The sequence below is a fragment of the Citrobacter sp. Cpo074 genome (assembly GCF_030332745.1).
GTDB lineage: Bacteria > Pseudomonadota > Gammaproteobacteria > Enterobacterales > Enterobacteriaceae > Citrobacter > Citrobacter portucalensis.
In genome coordinates this window covers 529,024-544,192 of the sequence record NZ_JAOWHG010000027.1, presented here as the reverse complement: position 1 = coordinate 544,192, position 15,169 = coordinate 529,024, and the positions used below count along the sequence as shown (strand labels likewise).

Annotated in this window: 16 protein-coding genes; 6 read left to right on the top strand and 10 right to left on the bottom strand. The window is 51.9% G+C overall.

Annotated elements, in window-relative coordinates; genetic code table 11:
- Positions 1-104 precede the first annotated feature (104 nt).
- Positions 105-545, top strand: coding sequence for a transcriptional regulator SlyA (slyA, locus tag OGX83_RS07185; protein WP_008784672.1), 441 nt, complete (start codon positions 105-107; stop codon positions 543-545).
- A gap of 46 nt (positions 546-591) precedes the next feature.
- On the opposite strand, the gene slyB is transcribed toward slyA, so the two are convergent.
- On the bottom strand, positions 592-1,059 hold the full coding sequence (slyB, locus tag OGX83_RS07180; protein WP_003029175.1) for an outer membrane lipoprotein SlyB: 468 nt from the start codon (positions 1,057-1,059) through the stop codon (positions 592-594).
- 274 nt (positions 1,060-1,333) lie between these two features.
- Between slyB and anmK the strand changes: the two genes are divergently transcribed.
- The 5 genes from anmK to pdxY all read left to right on the top strand — a co-directional run bounded on the left by anmK (position 1,334) and on the right by pdxY (position 5,914).
- Positions 1,334-2,455 (top strand): anhydro-N-acetylmuramic acid kinase, encoded by a 1,122-nt coding sequence (gene anmK / locus OGX83_RS07175; RefSeq protein WP_008784673.1) that lies wholly within the window; start codon positions 1,334-1,336, stop codon positions 2,453-2,455.
- 87 nt (positions 2,456-2,542) lie between these two features.
- Positions 2,543-2,872, top strand: coding sequence for a C-type lysozyme inhibitor (mliC, locus tag OGX83_RS07170; RefSeq protein ID WP_003029170.1), 330 nt, complete (start codon positions 2,543-2,545; stop codon positions 2,870-2,872).
- Between the two features lie 59 nt (positions 2,873-2,931).
- On the top strand, positions 2,932-3,588 hold the full coding sequence (gene pdxH / locus OGX83_RS07165) for a pyridoxamine 5'-phosphate oxidase (protein ID WP_003029169.1): 657 nt from the start codon (positions 2,932-2,934) through the stop codon (positions 3,586-3,588).
- A gap of 126 nt (positions 3,589-3,714) precedes the next feature.
- On the top strand, positions 3,715-4,989 hold the full coding sequence (gene tyrS / locus OGX83_RS07160; protein ID WP_020996426.1) for a tyrosine--tRNA ligase: 1,275 nt from the start codon (positions 3,715-3,717) through the stop codon (positions 4,987-4,989).
- Positions 4,990-5,053: 64 nt separating this feature from the next.
- Positions 5,054-5,914, top strand: coding sequence for a pyridoxal kinase PdxY (gene pdxY, locus OGX83_RS07155; protein ID WP_008784675.1), 861 nt, complete (start codon positions 5,054-5,056; stop codon positions 5,912-5,914).
- A gap of 83 nt (positions 5,915-5,997) precedes the next feature.
- Here pdxY and gstA read toward each other — a convergent pair whose 3' ends face one another.
- The 9 genes from gstA to rsxA all read right to left on the bottom strand — a co-directional run bounded on the left by gstA (position 5,998) and on the right by rsxA (position 15,109).
- Positions 5,998-6,603, bottom strand: coding sequence for a glutathione transferase GstA (gene gstA, locus OGX83_RS07150; protein WP_003832787.1), 606 nt, complete (start codon positions 6,601-6,603; stop codon positions 5,998-6,000).
- A 104-nt stretch (positions 6,604-6,707) separates the two neighbouring features.
- Complete coding sequence (gene dtpA / locus OGX83_RS07145) at positions 6,708-8,213, bottom strand: dipeptide/tripeptide permease DtpA (RefSeq protein ID WP_020996425.1); 1,506 nt, start codon at positions 8,211-8,213, stop codon at positions 6,708-6,710.
- A gap of 613 nt (positions 8,214-8,826) precedes the next feature.
- Entirely contained in the window at positions 8,827-9,462 is a 636-nt protein-coding gene (gene nth, locus OGX83_RS07140) for an endonuclease III (protein WP_003029161.1), read from the bottom strand.
- Positions 9,462-10,154: an electron transport complex subunit E gene (locus tag OGX83_RS07135; RefSeq protein ID WP_008784678.1), complete on the bottom strand. Its 693-nt coding sequence runs from the start codon at positions 10,152-10,154 to the stop codon at positions 9,462-9,464. The genes nth and OGX83_RS07135 overlap by 1 nt, the downstream gene beginning before the upstream one ends.
- A gap of 2 nt (positions 10,155-10,156) precedes the next feature.
- Entirely contained in the window at positions 10,157-10,777 is a 621-nt protein-coding gene (gene rsxG / locus OGX83_RS07130) for an electron transport complex subunit RsxG (protein ID WP_071446499.1), read from the bottom strand.
- A gap of 9 nt (positions 10,778-10,786) precedes the next feature.
- Positions 10,787-11,839, bottom strand: a complete 1,053-nt coding sequence (gene rsxD / locus OGX83_RS07125; RefSeq protein WP_008784680.1) for an electron transport complex subunit RsxD — start codon at positions 11,837-11,839, stop codon at positions 10,787-10,789.
- On the bottom strand, positions 11,840-13,957 hold the full coding sequence (rsxC, locus tag OGX83_RS07120; RefSeq protein WP_174770301.1) for an electron transport complex subunit RsxC: 2,118 nt from the start codon (positions 13,955-13,957) through the stop codon (positions 11,840-11,842).
- Positions 13,950-14,528, bottom strand: coding sequence for an electron transport complex subunit RsxB (gene rsxB, locus OGX83_RS07115; protein ID WP_032943340.1), 579 nt, complete (start codon positions 14,526-14,528; stop codon positions 13,950-13,952). The genes rsxC and rsxB overlap by 8 nt, the downstream gene beginning before the upstream one ends.
- Positions 14,528-15,109, bottom strand: a complete 582-nt coding sequence (gene rsxA, locus OGX83_RS07110) for an electron transport complex subunit RsxA (protein ID WP_003029144.1) — start codon at positions 15,107-15,109, stop codon at positions 14,528-14,530. The genes rsxB and rsxA overlap by 1 nt, the downstream gene beginning before the upstream one ends.
- Between the last annotated feature and the right edge of the window lie 60 nt (positions 15,110-15,169).

Below are 15,169 nucleotides of genomic sequence, written 5' to 3'. Positions count from 1 at the left end.
TGTCAGCCGGTAAGCAAATTTGGCAATACATTTGTTTTGGGAATACAAATGCTGCACACTATTCTAAAATCAGCACAATAACTTAGCAAGCTAATTATAAGGAGATGAAATTGGAATCGCCATTAGGTTCTGATCTGGCACGGTTGGTGCGCATTTGGCGTGCTCTGATTGACCATCGCCTGAAACCTCTGGAGTTGACGCAGACGCATTGGGTTACGCTGCACAACATTCATCAGTTGCCGCCGGATCAATCGCAGATTCAGTTGGCTAAAGCGATTGGCATCGAGCAGCCTTCGCTGGTACGTACGCTTGACCAGTTGGAAGAAAAGGGACTCATTTCACGACAGACTTGCGCCAGCGATCGTCGAGCTAAGAGAATTAAACTGACAGAGAAGGCTGAGCCGCTGATCGCTGATATGGAAGCGGTGATCAACAAAACACGTGGAGAAATTCTGGAAGGGATTTCAGCTGAGGAAATTGATCTGCTGATTAAGCTGGTTGCCAAACTCGAACACAATATTATTGAACTGCAGTCACAAGGTTGAAACGATAAGTTACGTGTGGCCAGAGCCTGACCACACGTGAATTCGATTAGCGTGGCGACACGGTAACCTGGCTGCCGTTGTTAGCCATAACAACGCGCTGGCCGGCTGAAAACTTGGTCGCACCCTGTTTCTGAACCACCATGATGGTATTACCATCATCCTTACGGATTTCCAGTTCCACACCCTGGGTTTTATTCATCGCACCTTGTACGCCTTGACCCGCTACGCCACCGGCAACTGCACCTGCAGCCGTCGCTAATGAACGACCCGTACCGCCGCCGACGGTGTTACCAAGGAACCCGCCGAGTACCGCACCACCAATAGCACCAATCACGTTTGCGTCATCGCCACCCTGGATTTGCACCGGACGAACATGAACAATCGTACCGTAGGTAACGTTCTGAACTTGTTTCGCTTCGGATGCGGTATATACGTCGCCTGAAAGGCTGTCATTGTTAACGCAACCCGCTAAAGATACGCCCATTAATGAAACAATCAGCACACGTTTAATCATTTACAAATCTCCTTTGTCACCACGAAACGCTAATAAAGCACCCTTCATGGCTAAATTATATGGCATTTGTGAGCCTAAGGTCACATGTTCTACTGGAACAATATGAATATCTTAACCGAAATCGGATCAACCGAGTATAAACGAATCATTCATGTAATTGATGTAATTAAACGATCATTGTAATGATTAGCCACCAAAAATCATTAAGGAAGCATGGCATTAGTCGACACTTTATGGTTGAGTGTCAAGGCTAATTTGCTTAAAAGGATGACCTATGAAATCGGGCCGTTTTATCGGTGTAATGTCTGGAACCAGCCTTGATGGCGTCGATGTTGTGCTGGCGACAATAGATGAAACGATGGTTGCGCAGCAGGCGAGTCTGACCTGGCCCATCCCCATTCATGTTAAACAAGCGATTCTGGATATCTGCCAGGGGCAGCAGCTTACACTTTCTCAGTTTGGTCAGTTAGATGCACAGCTCGGTTATCTATTTGCTGAGGCGGTGAATGCGCTGTTGGCGCAAGAAAAATTGAAACCGCAGGATATCGTTGCGATTGGTTGCCACGGGCAAACCGTGTGGCATGAACCGAACGGTGCTGCGCCGCACACGCTGCAAATTGGTGATAACAACCAGATTGTCGCGCGTACCGGGATAACCGTAGTCGGCGATTTTCGTCGACGTGATATCGCCCTCGGCGGGCAGGGTGCACCGCTCGTTCCCGCGTTTCACCAGGCACTTCTGGCACATCCAACGGAACGGCGAATGGTGTTAAACATCGGCGGAATTGCCAATCTGTCTCTGCTTATTCCGCAACAACCCGTTCGCGGATACGACACCGGTCCGGGCAATATGCTGATGGATGCATGGATCTGGCGGCAATGTGGCCAGCCCTACGACAAAGATGCGCAGTGGGCCATTTCAGGAACGGTGATCCTGCCGTTGCTGCAGAATATGCTTAACGACCCTTATTTTTCCGCGCCTGCGCCGAAAAGTACCGGCCGTGAGTATTTTAATTACGGCTGGATAGAGCGTCATCTGGCGCAGTTTCCGGGAATTAGCCCACGAGATGTACAGGCGACGCTTGCCGAACTGACGGCAGTAACCATTTCAGAGCAGGTCTTGTTAAGCGGCGGCTGTGATCGACTCATGGTTTGCGGTGGAGGGAGCCGTAATCCACTGCTGATGATGCGTCTGGCGGCATTATTACCGGGTACAGAGGTTACCTCTACTGATGAAGCCGGGATCAGCGGTGATGATATGGAAGCGTTAGCCTTTGCCTGGCTGGCGTGGCGAACGCTGGCCGGATTACCGGGAAATTTACCGTCTGTGACTGGGGCGTCAGAGCCGAGTGTTTTAGGGGCAATTTATCCTGCCAATCCACGAACTCAGAGTTAACTGAAATTATTCAGCGCGGTGTGCCGGTAAACTAAGGATATTAGGGAGGGTGCCATTACCCTCCAGGACCAGGAAAGTCTTCAGGATATGGCTATGAAAAAACTGTTGTTAGTGTGTCTGCCCGTACTGCTTAGCGGTTGTAGTGTGTACAACCAATTTGTCGAGCGTATGCAAACGGATACGCTTGAATACCGCTGCGACGAAAAACCGCTGACCGTGAAGCTGAACAATACCCGCCAGACGGCAAGCTTTGTTTATGATAATCAGCTATTGAACCTCAAACAGGGCGTGTCGGCATCAGGTGCACGTTATACCGATGGTATCTACGTATTTTGGTCTAAAGGCGACGAGGCAACGGTCTATAAACGAGACAGAATTGTGCTAAATAACTGTCAGTTACAGAACCCGAAGCGTTGAGATTTTCACCTGGGCGGCGCACAATAGCGTCACCCACTGACAATCCGTAGCCCAACATCATGTCTGATAACGACGAATTGCAGCAAATTGCGCATCTGCGCCGTGAATACACGAAAGGCGGTCTTCGCCGCCGCGATCTTCCCGCCGAACCCCTTGCGCTGTTTGAGCGCTGGCTGGGGCAAGCCTGTGATGCCAAACTGGCCGATCCCACCGCAATGGTCGTTGCGACCGTCGATGAAAATGGTCAGCCGTATCAGCGTATCGTGTTACTCAAACATTATGATGACAAAGGGCTGGTGTTCTATACCAACCTTGGTAGCCGTAAGGCGCATCAGATCGAGAAAAATCCACGCATCAGCCTTTTATTTCCCTGGCATACGCTGGAACGGCAGGTGATGGTGATCGGCAAGGCAGAGCGTCTTTCCACACTCGAAGTGGTGAAATACTTCCACAGTCGCCCACGCGACAGTCAGATTGGCGCCTGGGTCTCAAAACAATCCAGTCGAATCTCCGCGCGCGGTATTCTCGAAAGCAAATTCCTCGAACTGAAGCAGAAGTTTCAGCAAGGGGAAGTTCCTCTGCCCAGTTTCTGGGGCGGCTTTCGCGTGAGTATTGAACAAATGGAGTTCTGGCAGGGCGGTGAAAACCGTCTGCACGATCGTTTTTTATACCAACGCGAAGATAACGCGTGGAAAATTGATCGTCTGGCCCCCTAAAGATGCAAATTTCTTGTTTTAAGCGCTGGTGCTGATCAATCCGGCGCTTTATTCTATGTTTCTTTCGCATCAGGCGAAAAGTCGTGTACCGGCAAAGGTGCAGTCGTTTTATACATGGAGATTTTGATGGCAAGCAGTAACTTGATTAAACAATTGCAAGAGCGGGGGCTGGTGGCCCAGGTGACGGACGAGGAAGCGTTAGCAGAGCGACTGGCGCAAGGCCCGATCGCGCTCTATTGCGGCTTCGATCCTACCGCTGACAGCTTGCATTTGGGGCATCTGGTTCCATTGTTATGCCTGAAACGCTTCCAGCAGGCAGGCCATAAGCCTGTTGCACTGGTAGGTGGCGCAACCGGTCTGATTGGTGACCCGAGCTTTAAAGCCGCCGAGCGTAAACTGAATACCGAAGACACTGTGCAGGAGTGGGTGGATAAAATCCGCAAACAGGTTGCACCGTTCCTCGATTTCGACTGTGGCGACAACTCGGCGATTGCTGCGAACAACTACGACTGGTTTGGCGGTATGAACGTACTGACTTTCCTGCGTGATATCGGCAAACACTTCTCCGTTAACCAGATGATCAACAAAGAAGCGGTTAAGCAGCGTCTGAACCGTGACGATCAGGGGATCTCCTTTACCGAGTTTTCTTACAACCTGCTGCAGGGTTATGACTTTGCCTGCCTGAACAAACTGCACGGCGTGGCACTGCAGATTGGTGGTTCTGACCAGTGGGGTAACATTACTTCGGGTATCGATTTAACCCGTCGTTTGCACCAGAATCAGGTGTTTGGTCTGACCGTTCCGCTGATCACTAAAGCTGATGGCACCAAATTCGGTAAGACGGAAGGCGGCGCAGTGTGGCTGGATCCGAAGAAAACCAGTCCGTACAAATTCTACCAGTTCTGGATCAACACCGCCGATGCGGACGTTTATCGCTTCCTGAAATTCTTCACTTTCATGGACATTGAAGAAATCAATGCGCTGGAAGAAGAAGATAAAAACAGCGGTAAAGCGCCGCGTGCCCAGTATGTTCTGGCCGAACAGGTTACGCGTCTGGTTCACGGTGAAGAAGGTCTGGTCGCGGCAAAACGCATTACCGAAAGTTTGTTCAACGGCAATCTCAGCGATTTGAGTGAAGCAGATTTCGAACAGCTGGCGCAGGATGGTGTGCCGATGATCGAGATGGACAAAGGTGCCGATTTGATGCAGGCGCTGGTGGACTCCGAGCTGCAACCTTCTCGCGGTCAGGCACGTAAGACCATTGCGTCAAACGCGGTAACCATCAACGGTGAGAAGCAGTCCGATCCGGAATATTTCTTCCAGGATAGTGATATCCTGTTCGGGCGCTATACCTTACTGCGCCGTGGCAAGAAGAACTATTGTCTGATTTGCTGGAAGTAAGATTGAGTTAGCAGGGGCGTGGGAAACTACGCCCCTTTATTTTTTCAGGGTTGTGGTAAGTAAAATGAAGAATATCCTCGCCATCCAGTCCCACGTTGTTTTTGGTCATGCGGGCAACAGTGCAGCAGAATTTCCGATGCGTCGTCTTGGCGCAAATGTCTGGCCGCTGAATACCGTTCAGTTTTCAAACCACACGCAGTATGGCAAATGGACCGGTTGCGTTATGCCGCCGAGCCACCTGACTGAAATTGTTCAGGGCATTGCTGATATCGATAAACTCCAGACCTGTGACGCAGTACTGAGCGGCTATCTTGGCTCAGCAGAACAGGGCGAGCATATTTTGGGTATTGTTCGCAAAGTAAAAGCGGCAAACCCGCAGGCAAAATACTTTTGCGATCCGGTGATGGGACACCCTGAAAAGGGGTGTATTGTTGCACCCGGAGTGGCGGAATTTCATGTACGCCATGCGCTTCCGGCCAGTGACATTATTGCCCCAAATCTGGTTGAGCTCGAAATTCTGTGCGAGCATGCGGTGAACAACGTCGATGAGGCCGTTGCAGCAGCGCGTGAACTGATCGCTCAGGGACCTGAAATTGTACTGGTGAAGCATCTGGCACGCGCAGGTATCAGCACCGACCGTTTCGAAATGCTGCTGGTCACCGCTGAACAGGCGTGGCATATCAGTCGTCCGTTAGTCGATTTTGGCGCACGTCAACCGGTTGGTGTGGGTGATGTGACGAGTGGCTTGTTGCTGGTGAAACTGCTGCAGGGCGCATCTTTACAACAGGCGCTTGAGCATGTGACTGCGGCGGTGTACGAAGTGATGATCACTACCAAAGAGATGCACGAGTATGAGCTGCAGGTCGTGGCCGCGCAGGACCGTATCGCCAAGCCTGAACACTACTTTAGCGCAACGCAGCTGTAATCGATGCCCGATGGCGCTCACGCTTATCGGGCATATTTTTAGCTGTAGGCCGGGTATGTGCAAGTGCCACCCGGCAACAACAATTAATTTAAGCCTTCTGCTTTCAGCGCGGCGGCAACCGCCGGGCGTTCAGCCATTCGCGCCATATAGGCATCAATATTACTTAATCCTGCCATATTCAGCTTAACCGCATAGGCCCAACGCAGTACGGTAAACAGATAGGCATCGGCGATGCTGAAGCGCGGGCCGCAGATCCATTGGTTATCTTTCAGCGAGTCGTTCACATACTGCATTTTTTTCTCCAGCAGCGCACGAACGGTTGGCTTAAAGTCTTCCGGCGTATCGGGACGGAACAGTGGCGTAAAGCCTTTATGCAGTTCAGTCGCAATGTAGTTAAGCCATTCGATGGTTTTGTAACGGGAGAGGCTGCTGGTAGGGGCAAGGAGCTGGCGGTCTGGCACGCTGTCCGCCAGGTATTGCATGATGGCGACACCTTCGGTAAGTAGCGTACCGTCATCCAGCAACAGTGCGGGAACTTGCCCTTTTGGGTTTACCGCGAAAAAATCATCGCCATTTTCCAGACGTTTCTTCATCAGATCAACACCATCCAGCGTGAAATCTTTACCGCTCTCACGAAGTGTGATGTGGGAAGCGAGAGAACAAGCGCCCGGTTTGTAGAACAGTTTCATCGGTAACTCCTTTTGGCTGAGGTATATCGTATGGTAGTGCTACCTCAGGCAAAAAAAAAGCCGCTAACAACAGTTAGCGGCCTGAAAATGAGTTTCCCTGAGAATTACGCTGTCGCGGCCTTAGAGGCTTTCTCATTGACGTCATCGTCCTGAGTCATACGGTTCAGTTTCGGAGCCGTCAGCAGCATCAGAACAGCGATAACTGCCGTTGCGACACCAATCTGCAGGAACACACGACCGTAGACTTCAAGGGACATCAGCGGGTCAGTCACGTTCTCTGGTACAGCCATCATGTTAGCTACGTAGCCACCGATGATGTTTGCACCGGCAGTGGTCAGGAACCAGCTACCCATGATGAAGCCCATCAGGCGTTGCGGAACTAACTGTGCCACCATTGCCAGACCCAGACCGGAGATCATCAGCTCACCGATACTTTGCAGACCGTAGCAGATAATCAGCCAGTTAACGGAAACGATGCCCGCATCGGTAGCGAATTTCGCGCCCAGTGGCAGGATCAGGAACGCACCGGAACACAGCACCATACCAATCGCAAACTTGGTCGGCATTGGCAGGGTATCGCCCATCTTGTTATAGATAGCAGCGAGGATTGGGCTACCAATGATGATCCAGAACGGGTTCAGCGCCTGGTACTGTTCAGGTTCAAAAGCAATGCCAAGAATAGAGTGCTCAACGTTACGAATCGCAAAGAAGTTCAGCGAAGTCGGCATCTGGCTGTACAGCACGAAGAAGATAATCGCTTCCAGCATCAGGATGAAGGCGACGATCATTTTACGACGCGCAGCACCGTGCATGGTGAAGGCTTCTTTACCGAAGATGAACACGATACCCAGCGCAATGACGCCCAGAACCATACGTGCGATCTGCTGGTTGTGCAACAACCAGGTTGCAATCGCGATCAGTACCACAACGCCAGCAATGGTCAGCAGCAGGTTACGGAAGTTGATCGGTTCAAAGTCAGGTTTAGAACCGTACTGTTTAACCCAGCGCTGACAGAATGCGAAGTTAACAACGGTAATCAGCATACCCACGACGCTCAGAGCGAACGCGGTGCTCCAGCCGTAGCGCGCAGCCAACCATGGCGTTGCCAGCATAGAGAAGAATGAACCGATGTTGACGGACATGTAGTACATGGTAAATGCACCATCAAGACGCGGGTCATCTTTGGCATAGCAGGTAGAGAGCAGGGAGGATGGGTTTGCTTTAAACAGGCCGTTACCGACCGCGATGGCCGCCATGCCCATATAAACGATACCTGCATCGTGACCGGACCATGCTACCAACGCATAACCGATGGCCAGCACAACGGCACCCAGCATAATGACACGTTTTGTTCCCAGAACTTTATCACCTAACCAGCCGCCAATGGCAACCAGACCGTACACCAGGGCGCTAAAGGACGAGAAAAGGGTGATGGAATCCGCTTCTGACATACCCAGCTGTTTAACCAGGTAGACGGCCATAATCCCTTGCAGGCCGTAATAACCAAAACGTTCCCACAGCTCAATAGAGAAAATGAGATAGAACGCTTTTGGTTGTTTGAAGGCGTTTAAACTTACGCTTTCTGTTGGTTTATTGTTTGCAGTAGACACTTTTACCTCTTTTTTTACATCCCATATCAACGGGGGTGTTCAGGTACGTGATGAGTCAAGTTCATCCGTCCGATTGTTATAGTGGGAGGGGAAACGGCAAGTAATGTTCACTATCTTGACCATTCAGACAAGTGGTTTGTAATAATCTGTTACATATATCATGACTGGTGAAATCGTCGGGGCTGTGAAATGTTATCTAGCGTTAAATTTCTTCATTTCTAAAATGGCAGATTTTTACACTGTTTAATCACCGCCATAACCGCAATGTGGCGATATGTTCTGCTATTTAAGGTTGAATCCAGTGATATAGGCCATTATCTGAAAAATAGGCAGTGTAATGTTTTGTTTAGAAACTGTGCAGTTAGGTCATCTAATTGTCACCTTAACTAAAAAATAAAAATTTATTAACATTGTGTTAGCTGGATGATCTGGATCACGTATAGATAGAAATTTCTTTTGCTAAAAAAACGATTAACCTGCTCAGGTGTTAATTAACAAGAATATTGCATTAGATATGAGCAATTGAATGGCATCATTATCGGGAAAATAAACGCTAGGGAGTGCATAACTAATCGTTATGTATGTAAGGGGCTAGGAGGATGCCCCGGCAGCATTAGATATCGACTTTCTCTTTGAATTCGCAGAGATCTTCAATAATACAGGAACCACAGCGCGGCTTTCTGGCGATGCAGGTGTAGCGACCATGAAGAATTAACCAGTGATGGCAATCGACTTTAAATTCACTGGGTACGACTTTCAGCAGCTTCTCTTCAACCTGCTCGACGTTTTTACCCGGGGCGAATTGCGTGCGATTACAGACGCGAAAAATGTGGGTGTCTACGGCGATAGTGGGCCAGCCAAAGGCGGTATTTAACACTACATTAGCCGTCTTTCGCCCAACTCCAGGGAGAGCTTCTAACGCCGCACGGTCTTCAGGCACTTCACCATTATGTTGTTCCAGCAGAATGCGGCAGGTTTTAATTACGTTTTCTGCTTTGCTGTTAAACAAACCGATTGTCTTGATGTAGGACTTAACACCTTCAACACCGAGCTCCAGCATCGCAGCCGGCGTATTGGCGACGGGGTATAGCTTAGCTGTCGCTTTATTGACGCTGACATCGGTCGCTTGTGCGGAGAGCAAGACCGAAATCAACAGTTCAAACGGCGATGTAAAATTAAGCTCGGTTGTCGGATGCGGGTTGTTATCCCGCAGGCGCGTCAGTATTTCCAGACGTTTTGCTTTGTTCATTACGCATTCCCTGTTTCACCCGCGGGACTGTCCACGACAGCCGCCTCGGCACGACGTTTCTTCATTTTCTCATCAATCAGATACTTCACCGCCAGCATCAGACCCAGGCCAATAAACGCGCCCGGTGGCAGCATGGCCAGCAGAAACGGCGTATCAGTATGGAAGATCTCAACGCGCAAGACTTTGGCCCAGCTACCCAATAAACCATCTGCACCATCAAACAGTGTACCGTTACCAATTATTTCACGCAGCGAGCCCAGAACAAACATGGCACCTGTTGCGCCCATGCCGATGGAGAAACCATCAAGTGCGGATAACGCAGGGCCCTTTTTGGCGGCGAAGGCTTCTGCACGGCCAACAACAATGCAGTTGGTTACAATCAGCGGGATGAAGATACCCAGAGACTGATACAGGCCGAAGGCGTAGGCATTGATCAACATCTGTACCGCACTCACCACGGAGGCGATAATCATGACATAAATCGGAATACGAATTTCTGGCGGTGTCCAGCGGCGAAGGGCTGAAATCGTCAGGTTGGTCAGCGTCAGGACGAGCGTAGTCGCAAGTCCAAGACCCAGCGCGTTAGTTGCGGTAGAAGTGACGGCCAACAGCGGACACATCCCGAGTAGTTGCACAAGCGCGGAGTTATTTTTCCATAACCCCTGGACAATCACGTCTTTAATTTCGCTCATGGTTATTCTCCACAGGCGCTAAGTTGAGGGAGTTGCGCAGGCAGCGTCTGCGCATACAGGCCGGCACGTTTAACCGCGTTAACCACCGCACGTGGTGTAATGGTTGCGCCAGTAAACTGGTCAAAGTCGCCGCCATCTTTTTTCACTGCCCAGTGAGAGGTGTTATCCGCAGAAATTGTTTTACCGCTAAAATGGGTGATCCAGTCGGACAGTCGCAGTTCGATTTTATCGCCCAGCCCAGGTGTTTCATGGTGTTCGGTAACCCGCGTACCCAACACGGTACCCGTGAAATCGACACCCACCAGCAGTTGAATCGCCCCGGAATAACCATCTGGCGCCGTAGCTTCAAGAATCGCAGCAACAGGACGATCGTCCTGGCGGGCAATATATACACGGTGCGTACCTTTGCCTAACGCCGGCGCATTGACCAGATAACAACTTTCAGACAAGTTATTATTGTAGCGATCGCCAGGTATAACCTGATCGAACAGCGTTTTTTGCTGTATCGCGGCCTGTTCATCAATGGTTGACTTGGTTAATTGATTGATTGCTGCGGTTAACCCCGTTGAGCCCGCAGCAAACAGCGCCAGTGTAATACCGTGTTTACGAATCGTTTTCAGCATATCTAGTCCTTAGCGATGTCCGTACACGCGAGGGCGGGTGTAATAATCAATCAGGGGAACCGTGATATTGGCCAGCAACACGGCAAAAGCCACGCCATCAGGATAACCACCAAAACTGCGTATCAACCACACTAACAGGCCCGCAAGCGCGCCAAAAATCAGACGACCACGGTTGGTTGTTGATGCTGTAACGGGATCGGTAAGAATAAAGAACGCACCTAACATCGTCGCGCCGGAAAGCAAATGCAACTGAGGCGATGCCAGTGAGTCTGGCGAAAAAATCCAACCTAAAGTGGCGCAAACGGCGAGCGACAGCAGGAAGCTAACCGGGATATGCCAGCGAATCGCTTTTTGCCATAACAGCACGATGCCACCAACCAGCCAGGCAAGGTTCACCCACTGCCAGCCAGCGCCTGCCAGCATGCCGCTGTAGATCGGGTATTGCATCACCTGCTCAACGGTACGTCCGGCATGCAGGGATGTCTTAAAAGTATCAAGAGGTGTTGCCTGACTGATACCATCGATACCCATACGCAGCGAATTCATATCCCCTCCGCTGGCGGTATGCCCGTTAAAGATAACGTTCAGGGCGTCAAAGAAACCAGGCACCGTGGCCGCAATTTCATGCGGCGGCAGCCAACTGGTCATCTGTACCGGAAATGAGATGAGCAGCACGACATAGCCAATCATGGCAGGGTTAAACGGGTTCTGCCCGAGCCCGCCATACAGCTGTTTCGCAATGATAACCGCAAATACCGTGCCTAATACCACCATCCACCATGGCGCGAGGGGCGGAATACTGACGGCCAAAAGCAACCCGGTGAGTAACGCAGAGTTGTCTTTTAAAATTGCCACAATGGGTTGTTTACGCAGTTTAAGCACACCCGCTTCGGCAGCAATAGCGCTGATGGCAGCGAGAACGATCTGGAACAACGTGCCCCAGCCGAAGAACCACAGCTGAGCGGCGATCCCCGGCAATGCAGCAAGTAACACCAGCATCATGATACGCGATGTCTGGCGCTGGTTATGGGTATAAGGGGAGCTTGCTATTCTGAATACCATTTATTCCTCGTTTACAACCTGCTGCTGTGCGGCTTTCTTTGCCTGAGCGCGTGCGATGGCGGCCGCGACGGCGGCTTTACGTGGATCAACCGGCTCGGCTGTTTCTGTTACCGCTTCTTGTTCAAGCTTGCGGGCTTTGGCGCGGGCGATTGCCGCTTCCACGGCAGCTTTACGCGGATCAACCGGTTCGGTTGTTTCTGTTACCGCCTGCTGCTCGAGCTTGCGAGCTTTGGCGCGGGCGATTGCCGCTTCCACGGCAGCTTTACGCGGATCAACCGGTTCGGCCGTTTCCGTTACCGCTTCTTGCTCGAGCTTGCGGGCCTTGGCGCGAGCGATTGCTGCTTCGACGGCGGCTTTACGCGGGTCAACCGGCTCGGCCGTTTCTGTTACCGTTTCTTGCTCAAGCTTGCGGGCTTTGGCGCGGGCAATTGCCGCTTCCACGGCAGCTTTACGCGGGTCTGTACCCGTGCTGCTGCCTTCACTTTGCGGCGGATTTTCCTTACGGGAAGCACGAGCTTGCGCCTTACGCGCCTCGCGTGCGGCAATCACGGCGCTATTGTCAGGTTTTTCACCTGCCTGAATGACCACCGGTTGCAGTGCCTGAGCCTGCTTTTCTTTTACGCGAGCCAGCGCGGCGGCAATGGCATCATGATCTTTGGCCGCCGGCTGAGCAGCGGCGCTCTTATGGCGTTCAAGACGTGCCGCTTTTTCACGTTCAAGGCGCGCCTGTCGGGCTTCAAACCGAGCTTTTGCTTCTGCGGCGCGCTTTTCTTCCTGACTAATGGCGTAAATCTCGGCTTTTTCCTGACGGAAATACTGTACCAGTGGAATATTGCTTGGGCATACCCAGGCGCAGGCACCGCATTCAATACAGTCGGCGATATTGTGGGCCGTCGCTTTGTCGTGCTGTTGCCCTTTACTGAACCAGTAAAGCTGTTGTGGCAGGAGATCGGCCGGACAGGCATCGGCGCATGCGCTACAGCGAATGCAGCCTTTCTCTTCTGGCGTTTCACCCATTTCACTGGCAGAGGGGGCCAGAAGACAGTTGGTTATCTTCACCACCGGGACATCCAGCCACGGCAGCGTAAAGCCCATCAGCGGCCCGCCCATAATCACCATCTGGTCGGCGGAAGGGCAGAAGCCCGCGTCGTTGAGCAGATGACGAACCGGCGTACCTAAACGCGCCCAGACGTTGCCCGGACGACTGACTGCTTCACCGGTTAGCGTCACGACACGTTCGGTGATCGGCTCTCCGTCGATTACTGCACGTTTAATTGCATAGGCGGTTCCGACGTTTTGCATCAATACGCCGATATCAGAGGAGCGTCCGCCGTGGGGAACCTGCTTGCCGGTCAGGATTTGTGTTAACTGCTTGGCCCCGCCGGACGGGTACTTGGTGGGGATCACGCGTAGGCTAATGTCGTGTGAATCAGCCAGCACCGCGCGCAGCATAGATATTGCCTGCGGTTTGTTATCTTCGATACCCAGGAGGATCTCGCGTGGCTGAAGAATGTGCGCCAGGATGCGGATACCTTCGACGACCTGAGCGGCACAGTCCTGCATCAGGCGGTCATCTGCCGTAATGTACGGCTCGCATTCGGCGGCGTTAATGATCAGCGTTTCAATTTTATCTCCGCCGCCCTGCAGTTTAACGCCGGTGGGAAAACCTGCGCCACCCAGCCCGGCGACGCCGTACTGATGAATACGCGCAATCAGCTCTTCCCGGCTGTGGGAGCGATAATCGGTCCAGCCGTCTCGCTCAATCCAGCGATCTTCGCCATCGGCGTCTATGATGACGCTCAACTCAGCCAGTGCCGAAGGATGCGCGGTGGAGTGCGGGGCAATCGCAACAACGGTGCCTGATGTTGGCGCATGGACTGGAAGCATTCTGCCACGTCCGCGGGTTAAGGGCTGACCACGCAGCACGGTGTCACCCACGTTTACGCACAGTTCACCCTCCGCACCAATATGTTGTTTCAGCGGAATAACGAAACGCGGCGCCAGTGGAACCTGTCGCAACGGCGTTCCGTTTGACTGGGTTTTCATTTCTGGTGGATGAATGCCGCCATCAAAGTCCCAGATTTTATTTTTTCTGAATGCAGAGAATAACTTAAACATGTTGTTCCACGGGAATGATGCGCACAGGGATGGTGTTTAAATCCCATTTCCAGCTATCGGGTGTCTCGGCTACCGGGCGTAATTCAATACATTGCGTCGGGCATGGGTCAACGCACAGGTTGCACCCGGTGCAGAGATCGCTCATTACCGTGTGCATGGCGCGGGTCGCGCCCACGATGGCATCGACCGGGCAGGCCTGAATACACTTAGTGCACCCAATACAGTTATTTTCATCAATGACCGCCAGCATTCGCACCGGCGTAACGTCTTGTTCATCGCCATCAATAGGCTGCGGATCGACATTCAGCAGGGCGGCAATTTTTAACATCACCGCTTCGCCGCCGGGGGCGCAACGGTTAATTTTTTCACCCTGAGACCCGATCGCTTCAGCATAAGGATGACAGCCCGGATAGCCGCACTGGCCACACTGGCTTTGCGGGAGAATTTCATCAATTTTCTCCACGACCGGATCATCTTCAACGGCAAAACGTCGTGAGGCGTACCCCAAAATAGCGCCGAACGCCAGACCCAGTAGACTCACTGCGGCAACGGCAATCCAGATAGCATTCATTACAACTTCACCAAACCACTAAAGCCCATAAAGGCCAATGACATTAAACCAGCGGTAATCAGCGCAATCGCATTGCCGCGAAACGGCGCTGGGACGTCCGCCACGGCGAGGCGTTCGCGGATCGCGGCGAACAGTACCATCACCAGCGAGAAGCCGACGGCGGCGGAAAAACCGTATAGCGCCGACTGTAAAAAGTTATGGCCGAGGTTAATGTTCAGTAGCGCCACACCTAACACTGCGCAGTTAGTGGTGATCAGCGGCAGGAAGATCCCCAGCAGGCGGTACAGCGCAGGGCTGGTTTTGCGCACAACCATTTCGGTAAACTGCACGACGACGGCGATAACCAGAATAAAAGCCAGCGTGCGCAGATAGATGAGATTGAGCGGAATTAGGATCCAGGTATCAATCAGCCAGGCGCAGATGGATGCCAGTGTCATGACAAACGTCGTGGCAAGGCCCATACCCATTGCGGTTTCCAGTTTTTTGGAAACGCCCATAAACGGGCAAAGGCCCAGAAACTTCACCAGTACAAAGTTATTGACCAGTACAGTTCCGACAAACAGCAGCAGGTAATCAGTCATTTTTCGGCCTGAAATAAAAAGCCGCCTATTATCTGACAATCTTCAACAGGCGACAACAGG

Coding starts and splice junctions, on each gene's coding strand:
- tyrS (WP_020996426.1), top strand. CDS start 3,715: ATGGCAAGCAGTAACTTGATTAAACAATTGCAAGAGCGGGGGCTGGTG.
- pdxH (WP_003029169.1), top strand. CDS start 2,932: ATGTCTGATAACGACGAATTGCAGCAAATTGCGCATCTGCGCCGTGAA.
- rsxD (WP_008784680.1), bottom strand. CDS start 11,839: ATGGTATTCAGAATAGCAAGCTCCCCTTATACCCATAACCAGCGCCAG.
- mliC (WP_003029170.1), top strand. CDS start 2,543: ATGGCTATGAAAAAACTGTTGTTAGTGTGTCTGCCCGTACTGCTTAGC.
- slyB (WP_003029175.1), bottom strand. CDS start 1,059: ATGATTAAACGTGTGCTGATTGTTTCATTAATGGGCGTATCTTTAGCG.
- nth (WP_003029161.1), bottom strand. CDS start 9,462: ATGAACAAAGCAAAACGTCTGGAAATACTGACGCGCCTGCGGGATAAC.
- rsxG (WP_071446499.1), bottom strand. CDS start 10,777: ATGCTGAAAACGATTCGTAAACACGGTATTACACTGGCGCTGTTTGCT.
- rsxB (WP_032943340.1), bottom strand. CDS start 14,528: ATGAATGCTATCTGGATTGCCGTTGCCGCAGTGAGTCTACTGGGTCTG.
- gstA (WP_003832787.1), bottom strand. CDS start 6,603: ATGAAACTGTTCTACAAACCGGGCGCTTGTTCTCTCGCTTCCCACATC.
- pdxY (WP_008784675.1), top strand. CDS start 5,054: ATGAAGAATATCCTCGCCATCCAGTCCCACGTTGTTTTTGGTCATGCG.
- anmK (WP_008784673.1), top strand. CDS start 1,334: ATGAAATCGGGCCGTTTTATCGGTGTAATGTCTGGAACCAGCCTTGAT.
- rsxA (WP_003029144.1), bottom strand. CDS start 15,109: ATGACTGATTACCTGCTGCTGTTTGTCGGAACTGTACTGGTCAATAAC.
- rsxC (WP_174770301.1), bottom strand. CDS start 13,957: ATGTTTAAGTTATTCTCTGCATTCAGAAAAAATAAAATCTGGGACTTT.
- slyA (WP_008784672.1), top strand. CDS start 105: ATGAAATTGGAATCGCCATTAGGTTCTGATCTGGCACGGTTGGTGCGC.
- OGX83_RS07135 (WP_008784678.1), bottom strand. CDS start 10,154: ATGAGCGAAATTAAAGACGTGATTGTCCAGGGGTTATGGAAAAATAAC.